Source organism: Enterobacter sp. DNB-S2 (genome assembly GCF_019443845.1).
Classification (GTDB): Bacteria; Pseudomonadota; Gammaproteobacteria; order Enterobacterales; family Enterobacteriaceae; genus Enterobacter; species Enterobacter asburiae_B.
In genome coordinates, this window is the sequence record NZ_CP050520.1 from 1019044 (window position 1) to 1031402 (window position 12359).

The window sequence follows — 12359 nt, forward strand, 5'->3', positions numbered from 1 at the left end:
AACAGATGGACCTCTGTTGCGCTTTGTTTTTTAACGGTACTGAGATTTGAAATAATATATCACCACCACCAGCGTTCCGAAGTCCTGCAATAGCCAGAATGGAAAGCTGTCACTCAGTATATCAGCACCGGTAAGAATAAATTTCATGTTTAAGCTGCTCTCACCAAAAAAACCAAAGGCGAGGGCGGCTAAGCCAATTTTACACATTACCGGCAGGGCATGGACTCTTCGGCTATAGGCGGCAAACAAAATCAGCAGCGATGTTACCAGGTCGACGAAGATAATAAAGGGAAGCACCCAGCCATTCATTATGTTAAGCATTTATTCTCCATCGGGTTTGTTGTGGGTTAAATCAGGCGGAGAAAGTGACTCATGTCTGACTTTATTTTTAATGACGCTTGCAACATCAAAAATATCGCGCTGCTCATGCCGGCGAAAAAAGTTTGCCAGCCAGACGATCAGGCCATTACTCATTGCCCCGAGGATATACCCTAAACCAAGCGTGATATCGGCCTGATTAAGGTCTATCTTTAACCAGCGGGCTGCTAATCCACCTAATGCGACGGCCGCGCCCATGCTGATTCCACCAAAAATAATGCCTGCCATAAATCGGCTGTGCTGGTGCAATCGCTGCGGTTGCCAGAAAAACGAGATACTGACGCCGCCAAATAAACCTGAAAAAGCCAGCAAGGCTTCACTGATGAGGGTCGGGAGATAGATGTCAGACATACGTTCATCCTCTGCAAGGATAAATCCCCTCGGAAAAGGGGATTTATTATCGTAACGGGCGCTTATTATTGGCAGGGATCCAGCTCAACAATATGCTGATACTTATCGGTCGTAATAAAGCGCTGTTGCCCTGACAGGCTGTAAATCAAACGCTTGGGAGAGCGATACCCCTTCACGACATCGACATCCGCGCTAAGCCAGGGCTGACTGGCAGGAAGAGCGCGATCGCTGTATTTATCGCCACCGATCCATTTTTGATTGGTGGGTTTAAGACCCCAAAGCGATTCGCTTTCACTTCCCGACCAGCCGAGGCGTTTGGCCTCATCCGAGGTAATATAGCGGTCGGGCAGGCGCCCAAAATTTTTTATATGACGAAGCGTTGTCGCCAGATCGGTCACGTTATTGACGGGCACCATACCCTGAGAAGATAAAAAGGCGTTGGCTTCCTTTATTTCCTCTTCGCAGGTTGGCATGGCGGCGGTTGCCTGTAACACGTTGAATAACGAAACAGACAGTACGGCCATTTTCACTATGTATAGTGGTTTCATTGTAATTTTCCTGTTGAATTAACTAAGAAATAGCTTCATTTCCGCCTCGCGGCGTCGGGTAAGCCCGGTCAAAACCTTACCGCCTGCCTTATTCCAGCTTTTGAACTGCAGTGCGGCGCCCTGGATATCGCCTGCGTTGAATTTTTTGAGCAGCGTGGATTTCTTTAAATTGCCCACGCCAAGGTTGAAGGCGAACGAAACCAGCGCGTCGAATTGGTTCTGCGTCGAAGCGTTGTTCAGCAGTTTTTTCACGCCGTCCTCGGTGCGTTTCAGATCTTTGCGCAGCAGATCTTTGGCTTCACCGGTGGTAATTTTGGTAAGCTTTTCCATCTCCTCTTTGAGGATCAAATGGCCGTAGCCGATGGTCCATAAACCTACGGCATCGCGATAACGCTCCAGCCTCAGCCCTTCAAACTGGCAAATAAGCTGAATGCCCCTGTCACCTGTACGTTCTGGTTGTTTTTGCATTACGGAGTCTCCTCTGCTTTCGGGCGGGGAATCACCTTGTTGGTGTATTCGTCAATTAAACGCATGACGCTTTCCGGTGGCTCAAGTGCGGTAAATTGCATCTCTACATCGACGTGGCGGCTGTCACGCCCGCCTTTGTTATCGCTGGAAGGCGAAAGGCTGACGTGAAAGCGGCCAAATTCGTTTTCACCGGACTGGCGGGAAGGCGCCTGCATGCCTTCCGTACGGATCGTCAGGTTGACCTTCATCTTTTCCAGCATCAGCCCGCGCGGTGTCGAAAGCGCGACCAAGGGCAGGTCAAAGTAATGCTTTTCATCCAGCGCCAGCTGTACCGTGCGTGGAATTAACGAACCGTCTTCTGCGGGTTCGAAAAAGGGATCCAGCGCCTTCATATACTGCTGAGCAATCAGTTCGTTGGCCGCAGTGGCCGCGTACTGCATCCCACGCGTGATATCTTCAAGCGAGATCGGCACGCTGGGAATGTCGGCTGGAGGCGATGGAGGCGTGTTTTCTTGTACCGACGGCGTGCCTTGATCCTCTTTGTCCGCACTGTTTTCCGGCTCCTCATCCTTGCCGCCGCGCAGCCATTTTTTAAAAGACATATTTCGCTCCTGGAAAAAGGGCTACCCGGGTAGCCCCTGCGTTACGGAATCGCACGTATGTCGCGGCGTGGAAGATTATTGTGCGGCGACAGGCTTGGTTTTGGCGTTGGTCAGGTAATCAATCACGCGCTGCAGAGCTTCAGGTGGCTCCTGGCGTTTAATCTGGGTATGAATGGAATATTTCGCGCGTGTATCGGTCGAACGGGTCTGCTCCGATTTATGGGAGACCTTGCCGGTCATTTTCGCTTTGAAAACGCCCCAGCCGACGGACGCTTCCACGGAGGCCTCCGCTTCGGTGCTGCTGGAACTGGCTTCGCTCTGGCTCACTTCCAGCTCAAAGTCGATGGTACCGTCCTCGATACAGATGATGGGGTGGGTGACAGCCGCCAGGAGCGGAATACTCATCTTGCGGGTCACGCTGCCTTTATTGACCCCCTGTTCGTCTACTACGGTTTCGTCGTAATCGAACTCGATCGCGACAGCTTTGCCGTCTTTAATACAGACGGAGAGCAGGAAGTCGGTATAGGCCTTGCTCGCCTGGACCTGTGCTTTGATCATCGCCTGCAGCGGACCGCCGATCATATGTTCCAGCGGCAGGGCGTTAATAACTGAACCAATAAATTGTGAATCCATGATGTGAACTCCTTGAATCAGTGAATGCGCGGTTGCGCAGGAGCCACATTACGGAAAGCGAGAAGGGGAAAATATTGGGTAAATGTCATGGCGAGAGGACGCAAAAAACCTATGCCGATCGCAGGATAATCTTAAGGGGTGGTGTTGAGTGATGTTCCGGTTTATTGTTGAAATCCCTGCCTCATCGAATTCCGGAGAACCATCGCGTGTTTCAGAAAGTTGACGCCTATGCCGGCGACCCTATCCTCTCCTTAATGGAGCGTTTCAAAGAAGATCCTCGCAGCGACAAAGTGAACCTCAGCATCGGTCTGTATTACAACGAGGATGGCATCATTCCTCAATTAAAAGCCGTTGCCGAAGCCGAAGCGCGTCTGAACGCTGTTCCACACGGTGCTTCTCTTTATCTGCCGATGGAAGGGTTAAACGCCTACCGCAACACCATCGCTCCGCTGTTATTCGGTGCCGATCACGCGGTGCTCGCGCAAAAACGCGTGGCGACCATCCAGACGCTGGGCGGCTCGGGTGCGCTGAAAGTGGGTGCAGACTTCCTGAAAAAATACTTCCCGGATTCAGGCGTATGGGTCAGTGACCCGACGTGGGAAAACCACGTTGCGATCTTCGAGGGCGCAGGTTTCAACGTGGCGACCTATCCGTGGTTCGACAGCGAAACGAACGGCGTGCGCGTTGAAGCTCTGCTGGAAAAACTGAACACCCTACCGGCGCGCAGCATTGTGCTGCTGCACCCATGCTGCCATAACCCGACCGGGGCGGATCTCACCAACGCCCAGTGGGATGCGGTGATTGAGGTACTGAAGGCCCGCGACCTGATTCTGTTCCTCGACATCGCCTACCAGGGCTTTGGCGCGGGTATGGAAGAAGATGCTTACGCCATCCGCGCCGTGGCCAGCGCCGGGCTGCCAGCGCTGGTCAGCAACTCCTTCTCTAAAATCTTCTCCCTGTACGGTGAACGCGTTGGCGGTCTGTCCGTGGTCTGTGAAGACGCCGAAGCGGCGGGTCGCGTCCTGGGCCAGCTGAAGGCGACGGTGCGCCGTATTTACTCCAGCCCGCCAAACTTTGGTGCGCAGGTGGTGGCGACGGTTCTCGGTGACGAACAGCTGAAAGCGTCCTGGCTTGCCGAAGTGGAAGCGATGCGTAAGCGCATCCTGTCCATGCGTCAGGAGCTGGTTAACGTGCTGAAAGAGGCCGTGCCGGGACATAACTTCGACTATCTGCTCAAGCAGCGCGGGATGTTCAGCTATACCGGTCTGAGCGCGGCGCAGGTCGATCGTCTGCGGGAAGAGTTCGGCGTCTACCTGATCGCCAGCGGCCGTATGTGCGTGGCGGGCCTGAATGCCAGCAACGTTCATCGCGTGGCGCAGGCGTTTGCTGCTGTAATGTAAGCACTTACCAACCGACCCTCTCCCCGTGGGAGAGGGCTGGGGTGAGGGTATCAGGCCGCACAAAAACGTTGCCCGGCATTCTGTGATCGTCTTCTTTTTATTCCGCTTCATAAGCAAAAACTCCTTCCCTTCACCTCCCGCTGGGGTTATGGTCGGATAGTTTTTTGACCATCCGCTCAAATTAAAACGATAACAAACTGAATATTCAGGGGAAAATATGCGCAAGATCACACTGGCGCTCAGCGCCGCCTGCTTATTGTTCTCGCTTAACAGCGCCGTCGTCGCGAGAGCTTCTGCCCCGACGCCGCTTTACACCGGCACCACCGCCGCCATTCTCGCCGAGCAGGCACCCATTCACTGGGTTTCCGTGGCCCAAATCGAAAACAGCCTGATCGGCCGCGCGCCAATGGCCGTGGGTTTTGACATTGACGATACCGTACTGTTCTCAAGCCCTGGCTTCTGGCGCGGGAAGAAAACGTATTCACCCGACAGCGAAGCGTATCTGAAGAACCCGGAATTCTGGGAAAAAATGAATAACGGCTGGGACGAATTCAGCATCCCGAAAGAGGTTGCCCGTGCGCTTATTGCCATGCACGTGAAGCGCGGCGACAGCATTTATTTTGTTACCGGCCGCAGCCAGACCAAAACCGAAACCGTCTCTAAAACGCTGCAGGATGATTTCCAGATCCCGGCGACCAGCATGAACCCGGTCATTTTTGCCGGTGACAAATAGGGGCAAAACACCAAAACCCAGTGGCTGGAAAAGAAAAATATCAAAGTATTCTACGGCGATTCGGATAACGACATCACCGCCGCACATGACGTGGGGGCCCGAGGGATCAGGGTATTGCGCGCCTCTAACTCGACCTATCGACCGCTGCCGATGGCCGGAAAGTTTGGCGAAGAGGTAATCGTCAACTCGGAGTATTAAGTATCCGGCAGCGGGTTTGACTCTTTTTTAATCAAATCTCGCTGCTGCGGGTTTTACCTTTCGTCTTCTTGCTGCACACTTAGAAAGATTCATCTTTCATCACGGAGCAGCACATGTGGTACCAACAAACCCTGACCTTAAGCGCTAAACCACGCGGATTTCACCTGGTGACGGATGAAGTCATCGGGCAACTCCGCGATCTGTCGCGGGTGAAAACGGGTTTGCTGCATCTGCTGCTTCAGCACACGTCAGCCTCTCTCACGCTTAATGAAAATTGCGATCCCACCGTCCGGTCCGACATGGAGCACCATTTTCTGAAGAGCGTCCCGGACAACGCGCCTTACGAGCATGACTATGAGGGGGCGGACGATATGCCTTCGCATATTAAATCCTCCCTGCTGGGCGTGTCGTTGATGCTGCCGGTTCATAACGGGCGGCTGCTGTTGGGAACGTGGCAGGGGATCTGGCTGGGAGAGCATCGCATTCACGGTGGTTCGCGTAAAATTATCGCCACGCTACAAGGGGAATAAAGATGACAATTTCGGAGATACTTCAGTACTGCATGAGCAAGCCCGGCGCGGAGCAGAGCGTTCATAGCGACTGGAAAGCCACGCAGATAAAAGTGGGAGATGTGCTGTTTGCGATGGTGAAAGAGGTGGAAGGCCGTCCGGCGGCGTCGCTGAAAACCAGCCCTGAACTGGCGGATTTGCTACGCCAGCAGCATGATGACGTGAGGCCGAGCAAGCACCTTAATAAGGCGCACTGGAGCACCGTCTATCTGGATGGATCGATTCCTGGCTCGCAGATTTACTACCTGGTGGACGCGTCCTATCAGCAGGCGGTTGAGCTGCTGCCGGAAACCACCCGACAGCAACTCTCCGTGTGACAATTACAGCAACGGTTTAAGGAAGCGCGCGGTGTGCGAGGCTTCGCACTCTGCAACGGTCTCTGGCGTACCGGAGACGAGAATTTCACCGCCGCCGCTGCCGCCTTCCGGACCGAGATCGACAATCCAGTCCGCGGTTTTAATCACGTCCAGGTTATGTTCGATGACCACGATGGTGTTGCCCTGATCGCGCAGCTGATGCAGAACCTCGAGCAGCTGCTGGATATCGGCAAAGTGCAGACCGGTCGTCGGCTCATCAAGAATGTACAGCGTTTGACCGGTGCCGCGTTTTGACAGCTCACGCGCCAGCTTCACGCGCTGCGCTTCACCGCCGGACAGCGTTGTCGCCGACTGCCCCAGACGAATGTAGGTCAGGCCCACGTCCATCAGCGTCTGCAGCTTACGCGCCAGCGCAGGGACGGCGTCAAAGAACTCGCGCGCCTCTTCGATGGTCATGTCCAGCACTTCGTGGATGGTTTTGCCTTTGTACTTAATCTCCAGCGTTTCGCGGTTATAGCGCTTGCCTTTGCACTGGTCGCACGGCACGTAGATATCCGGCAGGAAGTGCATCTCAACCTTGATCACGCCGTCGCCCTGGCACGCTTCGCAGCGGCCGCCGCGAACGTTAAAGCTGAAGCGTCCTGGCGTATAGCCGCGTGAACGCGCTTCCGGCACACCGGCAAAGAGTTCACGTACGGGCGTGAAGACGCCGGTATAGGTTGCCGGGTTAGAGCGCGGGGTACGGCCAATCGGGCTCTGGTCAATGTCGATAACTTTATCGAAATGCTCCAGACCCTGGATGTCGCGGTACGGCGCAGGCTCGGCCAGCGTCGCGCCGTTCAGCGCCGTCTGCGCAATCGGGAACAGCGTATCGTTGATCAGCGTCGATTTACCGGAACCGGACACGCCGGTGATGCAGGTAAACAGGCCAACCGGCAGCGTCAGGGTGACGTCTTTCAGGTTGTTGCCGCGCGCGCCGGTCAGCTTCAGCACTTTTTCCGGATCTGCCGCTACGCGCTGTTTTGGCACCTCAATCTTACGCTTGCCGCTCATGTACTGGCCGGTCAGCGATTCGGGTACCGCCATGATGTCCTTCAGCGTTCCCTCCGCGACCACCTGGCCGCCGTGTACGCCAGCGCCAGGGCCAATGTCGATGACGTGGTCAGCCGCGCGGATCGCATCTTCATCGTGCTCGACCACGATCACCGTGTTGCCGAGGTCGCGCAGGTGAACCAGCGTGCCGAGCAGGCGCTCGTTGTCGCGCTGGTGCAGGCCGATGGACGGCTCATCCAGCACGTACATCACGCCTACCAGACCCGCGCCAATCTGGCTCGCCAGACGGATACGCTGGGCTTCACCGCCGGAGAGCGTTTCTGCCGAGCGGGAAAGCGTCAGGTAGTTCAGGCCGACGTTCACCAGGAATTTCAGGCGATCGCCAATCTCTTTCAGCACTTTTTCGGCGATTTTCGCGCGCTGGCCGGAGAGCTTCAGATTGTTGAAGAAGTCCATCGCGTGGCCGATGCTCATGTCTGAGATGGTCGGCAGCGCCGTGTTTTCCACAAACACGTGGCGCGCTTCGCGACGCAGACGCGTTCCTTCACAGGTGGCGCAGGAGCGGTTGCTGATGAACTTCGCCAGCTCCTCGCGTACCGCGCTGGATTCGGTCTCTTTGTAGCGGCGCTCCATGTTGTGCAGCACCCCTTCGAACGGGTGGCGACGCACGGAGGTATCGCCGCGATCGTTCATGTATTTGAACTCGATGTTCTCTTTGCCGGAACCGAACAGGATCACTTTATGCACGTTCGGGCTCAGGCTCGCCCACGGGGCTTCGACGTCGAACTTGTAGTGCTCCGCCAGCGATTTCAGCATCTGGAAGTAGTAGAAGTTACGCTTGTCCCAGCCGCGAATGGCCCCGCCCGCCAGCGACAGCTCCGGGTTCTGGATCACGCGGTCCGGATCGAAATATTGTTGAACACCCAGGCCGTCACACGTCGGGCACGCGCCCGCCGGGTTGTTGAATGAGAACAGGCGCGGCTCGAGCTCGCGCATGCTGTAGCCGCAAATCGGGCAGGCGAAGTTGGCGGAGAAGAGCAGCTCTTCCGCTTTTGGGTCGTCCATGTCGGAGACCACGGCCGTGCCGCCAGAGAGTTCCAGCGCCGTTTCAAAAGATTCCGCCAGGCGCGTGGCGAGATCGTCGCGTACCTTAAAGCGGTCAATCACCACTTCGATGGTGTGCTTCTTCTGCAGCTCCAGCTTTGGCGGGTCGGACAGGTCACACACCTCGCCGTCGATACGGGCGCGGATATAGCCCTGGCTTGCCAGGTTTTCCAGCGTTTTGGTGTGTTCGCCTTTTCGCTCTTTAATGATCGGCGCCAGCAGCATCAGGCGTTTCCCTTCCGGCTGCGACAGCACGTTATCCACCATCTGGCTTACGGTCTGGGCCGCCAGCGGGACGTCGTGGTCCGGGCAGCGCGGCTCGCCCACGCGGGCATACAGCAGACGCAGGTAGTCATGAATTTCGGTAATGGTACCGACCGTTGAACGCGGGTTATGCGAGGTGGACTTCTGCTCAATAGAGATAGCAGGGGACAACCCTTCAATATGGTCGACATCCGGTTTTTCCATCAGCGACAGGAACTGACGCGCGTACGCAGAGAGCGATTCAACGTAACGACGCTGTCCTTCGGCATACAAAGTGTCGAAAGCCAGTGAGGATTTGCCAGACCCCGAAAGCCCGGTCACGACAATGAGTTTGTCGCGAGGGATTATGAGGTTGATATTCTTGAGATTGTGGGTGCGGGCGCCCCGAACTTCGATCTTATCCATTCACCTTTCCCGGTTGGAACACGGATTGCCTGATTTGTTTGAAGGACAAACGGCTGTCAGAAACGGCTAATTATGACACAATTTGACCTGTTTGAATATACAGTATTGGAATGCATTTTCTGATTGGCTGTGTAACAATGTGGAGTTGCGAGAGAACTCTGGAACGTGCTACGCAACTATCAAAGTGCAGCATGGAAATGGTACACTCGCGCGTTTACACTATTAAGAAACGTATTCAGGAGACACGAACATGGCCAGCAGAGGCGTAAACAAGGTGATTCTCGTCGGTAATCTGGGCCAGGACCCGGAAGTACGCTACATGCCGAGTGGTGGCGCAGTTGCCAACATTACGCTGGCTACTTCCGAATCCTGGCGTGATAAAGCGACCGGTGAGATGAAAGAGCAGACCGAATGGCACCGCGTAGTGCTGTTTGGCAAACTGGCCGAAGTGGCCGGTGAGTATCTGCGTAAAGGTTCTCAGGTCTATATCGAAGGCCAGCTGCGTACCCGCAAATGGACCGATCAGGCCGGCGCTGAGAAGTACACCACAGAAGTCGTGGTCAACGTGGGCGGTACCATGCAGATGCTGGGTGGCCGTCAGGGCGGTGGCGCACCGGCAGGTGGCGGTCAGAGCCAGCAGCAGGGCGGTTGGGGTCAGCCTCAGCAGCCGCAGGGCGGCAACCAGTTCAGCGGCGGCGCACAGTCTCGTCCGCAGCAGCAGTCAGCTCCGGCGCCGTCTAACGAACCGCCAATGGATTTCGACGACGACATTCCGTTCTGATTTCCGCGTGCTGAAAACAAAAAACCCAGACTATCGTCTGGGTTTTTTTATTCCGGAAGGGATCAGGTAATCACCATCGGCCAGTCTGGCGGCGTATGGCTCATCGCCTCAACCATCACCACTTTAATGTTTTCCCAGACGGCAGCGATATCCAGCAGGGTGATGCCAAGCAGGCCCGTTGCAAACCAGCAGGCCGCACCCAGCCCTAGCAGGGTGCTGATGACAGCAAGACCCGCATAGTCAGATTTACGAAACTGAATGTTCAGCGTGCTGGCTAAAAACATCAGTACCGCACTCAACAAAGGCCAGCGCAGGAGAACCATGCTGGTAGTAATGGTTGCCATAAAACCCATCCTCTATAAAACAGACGAACTGAATGAAACGGTGTTTCTCGTTACAAAATATGTGTGAACTATATCACATTTGTTGATTTATTCGCCAGTATCTGAACGATCAAAAAAGAGGATTTTATTCCTCAGAAAAGGCGATTGCGCGGGCTGGTCCTGCCTTCGGCGCACGAGGAGGCGGAGTCACAGCGTGCCGAAAATGCCCTTCGGGCAAGTGGGGATAGCGCAAATTCGGTTTTTATAAGAGGGGCGTTATTCTCCGCCAATACTCAAAATATTGTGGTGTAGGCTGACTATTTATAAATCAACGAACACAATGGCTCAGAGCAAATAGCATAAAACGTCATGATGAAATTGTACTTTTTTCATGCTGTCAGACGTTTGGCTTAATCAACGATTGTCTGTTGTGTTATCTTCCCGTCTGCCTGACGAGCTGGATAATTATTTTCCTTAATTGAAACGGAACGAATACTTACAGTTTAACTTACGGGAAAATATTATCGGCATAACGAAATTTAAGATTTTTAATACTAAAAGTCAGTTGCTAACTTCGCATGATTCATGCAACGTAATCACCTGTTTAACAAAGCATCCGGCCTTAAGTACTACAGGCGTACAACATGCAGGGATATAGGGCGGGAAATGAATCGTAGCGCGCGGCGCAAAATGCTCAGGGTGGTAGGGATCATCATGGTAGTTATGCTGCCGGTGATGCTTGCGCTATGGTTTGCCCAACTGCGTGCCGTGTCTGAAACAAGCGCCCAGCTACGCACATTTGCTGAACTGGCTTTAGACAAAACAGAGCTGGTTATTCAACAGGTTGAGCTGGCCAGGGACGAGGCGGTAAAATATCAGGGCGAGCTTTGCACGCCGGGACACCGTCAATATATGCTGAACGTTGTTCGTGGCCGCCTGTTTGTCGCCGATTTAATTTACGCTGAAGGTCAGAATTTTCTTTGTTCGACCGTTTTTACACCTGATCACCCCTACGCCATTCCTGCCGCTAATTACACGCGCAAACCTGACGTCGCTATCTATTATTATCGCGATACCCCATTTTATACTGGCTATAAAATGACATATATGCAGCGCGGAAATTATGTGGTGGTCGTCAATCCGCTTTCATACAGCGAGGTCATGTCCGCGGATCATTCTCTCTCCTGGGGTGTGTACGACACGGTAACCAATGCTTTCTTTTCCGTCAGCCAGAAAGCCAATGTTTCTTTATTAAATTCGATGATTCGGGATAAGGAATCGGTATTTCAAAAAGATAACCGCTTTTATACGATCGTAACATCTCCCAAAAGACCGATTGCGGCCATTGTCTCGACATCAAATAAACGCTTTTATGAAACGCTTTATCACCAGGCGACGTTGACGCTACCGCTGGGCATGATCTGCAGCATTATTATTTTGCTGGTATGGTCGCGTACCCATCGTGAGCTCAATTCGCCGGGGCGCTTATTGCACCGGGCGCTGAACAAACGACAGCTTTGCGTTCACTATCAGCCGATTATTGATATTAAGAATAACCAGTGTGTGGGCGCGGAGGCGCTGTTGCGCTGGCCCGGTTTTAACGGGCAGGTGATGAGCCCGGCAGAGTTTATTCCGCTGGCGGAAAATGAGGGGATGAGCGAGCGGATTACGGACTATGTCGTTGAGGAGGTGTTCAACGATCTGGGTCATTTCCTGGCCGAGCATCCGCATCTCTATATTTCGATTAACCTGTCGGCCACGGATTTCCACTCCTCGCGGCTGATCGCCATGATTTCCGACAAGGCCCGCCACTACGCCGTCCGTGCGCAGCAAATCAAAATAGAAGTGACGGAACGCGGTTTTATCGATGTGCCAAAAACCACCCCGGTGATTCAGGCTTTCCGTCAGGCGGGTTATGAAGTCGCGATCGATGATTTCGGTACCGGTTACTCGAACCTGCACAACCTCTACTCGCTGAACGTGGATATTCTGAAAATCGATAAATCGTTTATCGATACCTTAACGACCAACAGTACCAGCCACCTGATCGCCGAGCATATTATCGAGATGGCGCAAAGCCTGCGGCTGAAAACCATTGCGGAAGGGGTAGAGACGGCAGAGCAGGTAAGCTGGCTGTTGAAGCGCGGCGTCCAGTTTTGTCAGGGATGGCACTTCGCGAAAGCGATGCCGCCCCAGGAATTTATGACCTGGCAGCAGCAGCCTTTGCACTGA

Annotated in this window: 13 protein-coding genes and 1 pseudogene; 6 read left to right on the forward strand and 8 right to left on the reverse strand. The window is 54.0% G+C overall.

Annotated features, from left to right (window positions below):
* Positions 1–30: 30 nt before the first annotated feature.
* The 6 genes from HB664_RS04850 to HB664_RS04875 form a co-directional block, all read right to left on the reverse strand.
* The gene (locus tag HB664_RS04850; protein ID WP_033144410.1) at positions 31–321 is read right to left on the reverse strand and encodes a hypothetical protein; all 291 of its coding nucleotides are present in this window, start codon (positions 319–321) and stop codon (positions 31–33) included.
* Positions 322–729 carry a hypothetical protein gene (locus tag HB664_RS04855; RefSeq protein ID WP_032662592.1) on the reverse strand — a complete coding sequence of 136 codons (408 nt, stop codon included), beginning with the start codon at positions 727–729 and terminating at the stop codon, positions 322–324. It lies immediately after the preceding gene.
* A 65-nt stretch (positions 730–794) separates the two neighbouring features.
* Positions 795–1277, reverse strand: a complete 483-nt coding sequence (locus tag HB664_RS04860; RefSeq protein ID WP_217072055.1) for a ribonuclease domain-containing protein — start codon at positions 1275–1277, stop codon at positions 795–797.
* An 18-nt stretch (positions 1278–1295) separates the two neighbouring features.
* A complete protein-coding gene (locus HB664_RS04865) occupies positions 1296–1745 on the reverse strand; it encodes a lysozyme (protein WP_048976345.1) in 450 nt (149 codons plus the stop codon).
* On the reverse strand, positions 1745–2347 hold the full coding sequence (locus HB664_RS04870; RefSeq protein WP_219940421.1) for a DUF2589 domain-containing protein: 603 nt from the start codon (positions 2345–2347) through the stop codon (positions 1745–1747). Before HB664_RS04870 ends, HB664_RS04865 begins: the two co-directional genes overlap by 1 nt.
* 75 nt (positions 2348–2422) lie before the next feature.
* Positions 2423–2980 carry a DUF2589 domain-containing protein gene (locus HB664_RS04875; protein WP_023334176.1) on the reverse strand — a complete coding sequence of 186 codons (558 nt, stop codon included), beginning with the start codon at positions 2978–2980 and terminating at the stop codon, positions 2423–2425.
* A gap of 206 nt (positions 2981–3186) precedes the next feature.
* On the opposite strand from HB664_RS04875, the gene tyrB reads away from it, so the two are divergent.
* From tyrB to HB664_RS04895, 4 genes and pseudogenes are all read left to right on the forward strand, one after another.
* Entirely contained in the window at positions 3187–4380 is a 1194-nt protein-coding gene (gene tyrB, locus HB664_RS04880) for an aromatic amino acid transaminase (RefSeq protein ID WP_219940422.1), read from the forward strand.
* A 217-nt stretch (positions 4381–4597) separates the two neighbouring features.
* Positions 4598–5311 (forward strand): annotated as a pseudogene (gene aphA / locus HB664_RS04885) (acid phosphatase AphA).
* Positions 5312–5424: 113 nt separating this feature from the next.
* A complete protein-coding gene (locus HB664_RS04890) occupies positions 5425–5841 on the forward strand; it encodes a secondary thiamine-phosphate synthase enzyme YjbQ (RefSeq protein ID WP_023310052.1) in 417 nt (138 codons plus the stop codon).
* Between the two features lie 2 nt (positions 5842–5843).
* The gene (locus tag HB664_RS04895; protein WP_023310053.1) at positions 5844–6197 is read left to right on the forward strand and encodes an MmcQ/YjbR family DNA-binding protein; all 354 of its coding nucleotides are present in this window, start codon (positions 5844–5846) and stop codon (positions 6195–6197) included.
* A 3-nt stretch (positions 6198–6200) separates the two neighbouring features.
* Here the strand turns inward: HB664_RS04895 and uvrA are convergent, their stop codons facing one another.
* The gene (gene uvrA / locus HB664_RS04900) at positions 6201–9023 is read right to left on the reverse strand and encodes an excinuclease ABC subunit UvrA (protein ID WP_219940423.1); all 2823 of its coding nucleotides are present in this window, start codon (positions 9021–9023) and stop codon (positions 6201–6203) included.
* A 250-nt stretch (positions 9024–9273) separates the two neighbouring features.
* Between uvrA and ssb1 the strand changes: the two genes are divergently transcribed.
* Complete coding sequence (ssb1, locus tag HB664_RS04905) at positions 9274–9804, forward strand: single-stranded DNA-binding protein SSB1 (RefSeq protein ID WP_029740211.1); 531 nt, start codon at positions 9274–9276, stop codon at positions 9802–9804.
* A gap of 62 nt (positions 9805–9866) precedes the next feature.
* Here ssb1 and HB664_RS04910 read toward each other — a convergent pair whose 3' ends face one another.
* Positions 9867–10148: a YjcB family protein gene (locus tag HB664_RS04910; RefSeq protein WP_008503385.1), complete on the reverse strand. Its 282-nt coding sequence runs from the start codon at positions 10146–10148 to the stop codon at positions 9867–9869.
* A 645-nt stretch (positions 10149–10793) separates the two neighbouring features.
* Between HB664_RS04910 and HB664_RS04915 the strand changes: the two genes are divergently transcribed.
* The gene (locus HB664_RS04915) at positions 10794–12359 is read left to right on the forward strand and encodes an EAL domain-containing protein (RefSeq protein ID WP_058842042.1); all 1566 of its coding nucleotides are present in this window, start codon (positions 10794–10796) and stop codon (positions 12357–12359) included.

Bases quoted from the DNA above. Each gene is read 5' to 3' on its own strand.
- uvrA (WP_219940423.1), bottom strand. From the start codon at position 9,023: ATGGATAAGATCGAAGTTCGGGGCGCCCGCACCCACAATCTCAAGAAT.
- HB664_RS04850 (WP_033144410.1), bottom strand. From the start codon at position 321: ATGCTTAACATAATGAATGGCTGGGTGCTTCCCTTTATTATCTTCGTC.
- HB664_RS04870 (WP_219940421.1), bottom strand. From the start codon at position 2,347: ATGTCTTTTAAAAAATGGCTGCGCGGCGGCAAGGATGAGGAGCCGGAA.
- HB664_RS04865 (WP_048976345.1), bottom strand. From the start codon at position 1,745: ATGCAAAAACAACCAGAACGTACAGGTGACAGGGGCATTCAGCTTATT.
- HB664_RS04890 (WP_023310052.1), top strand. From the start codon at position 5,425: ATGTGGTACCAACAAACCCTGACCTTAAGCGCTAAACCACGCGGATTT.
- HB664_RS04895 (WP_023310053.1), top strand. From the start codon at position 5,844: ATGACAATTTCGGAGATACTTCAGTACTGCATGAGCAAGCCCGGCGCG.
- HB664_RS04910 (WP_008503385.1), bottom strand. From the start codon at position 10,148: ATGGCAACCATTACTACCAGCATGGTTCTCCTGCGCTGGCCTTTGTTG.
- HB664_RS04860 (WP_217072055.1), bottom strand. From the start codon at position 1,277: ATGAAACCACTATACATAGTGAAAATGGCCGTACTGTCTGTTTCGTTA.
- ssb1 (WP_029740211.1), top strand. From the start codon at position 9,274: ATGGCCAGCAGAGGCGTAAACAAGGTGATTCTCGTCGGTAATCTGGGC.
- HB664_RS04915 (WP_058842042.1), top strand. From the start codon at position 10,794: ATGAATCGTAGCGCGCGGCGCAAAATGCTCAGGGTGGTAGGGATCATC.
- HB664_RS04855 (WP_032662592.1), bottom strand. From the start codon at position 729: ATGTCTGACATCTATCTCCCGACCCTCATCAGTGAAGCCTTGCTGGCT.
- HB664_RS04875 (WP_023334176.1), bottom strand. From the start codon at position 2,980: ATGGATTCACAATTTATTGGTTCAGTTATTAACGCCCTGCCGCTGGAA.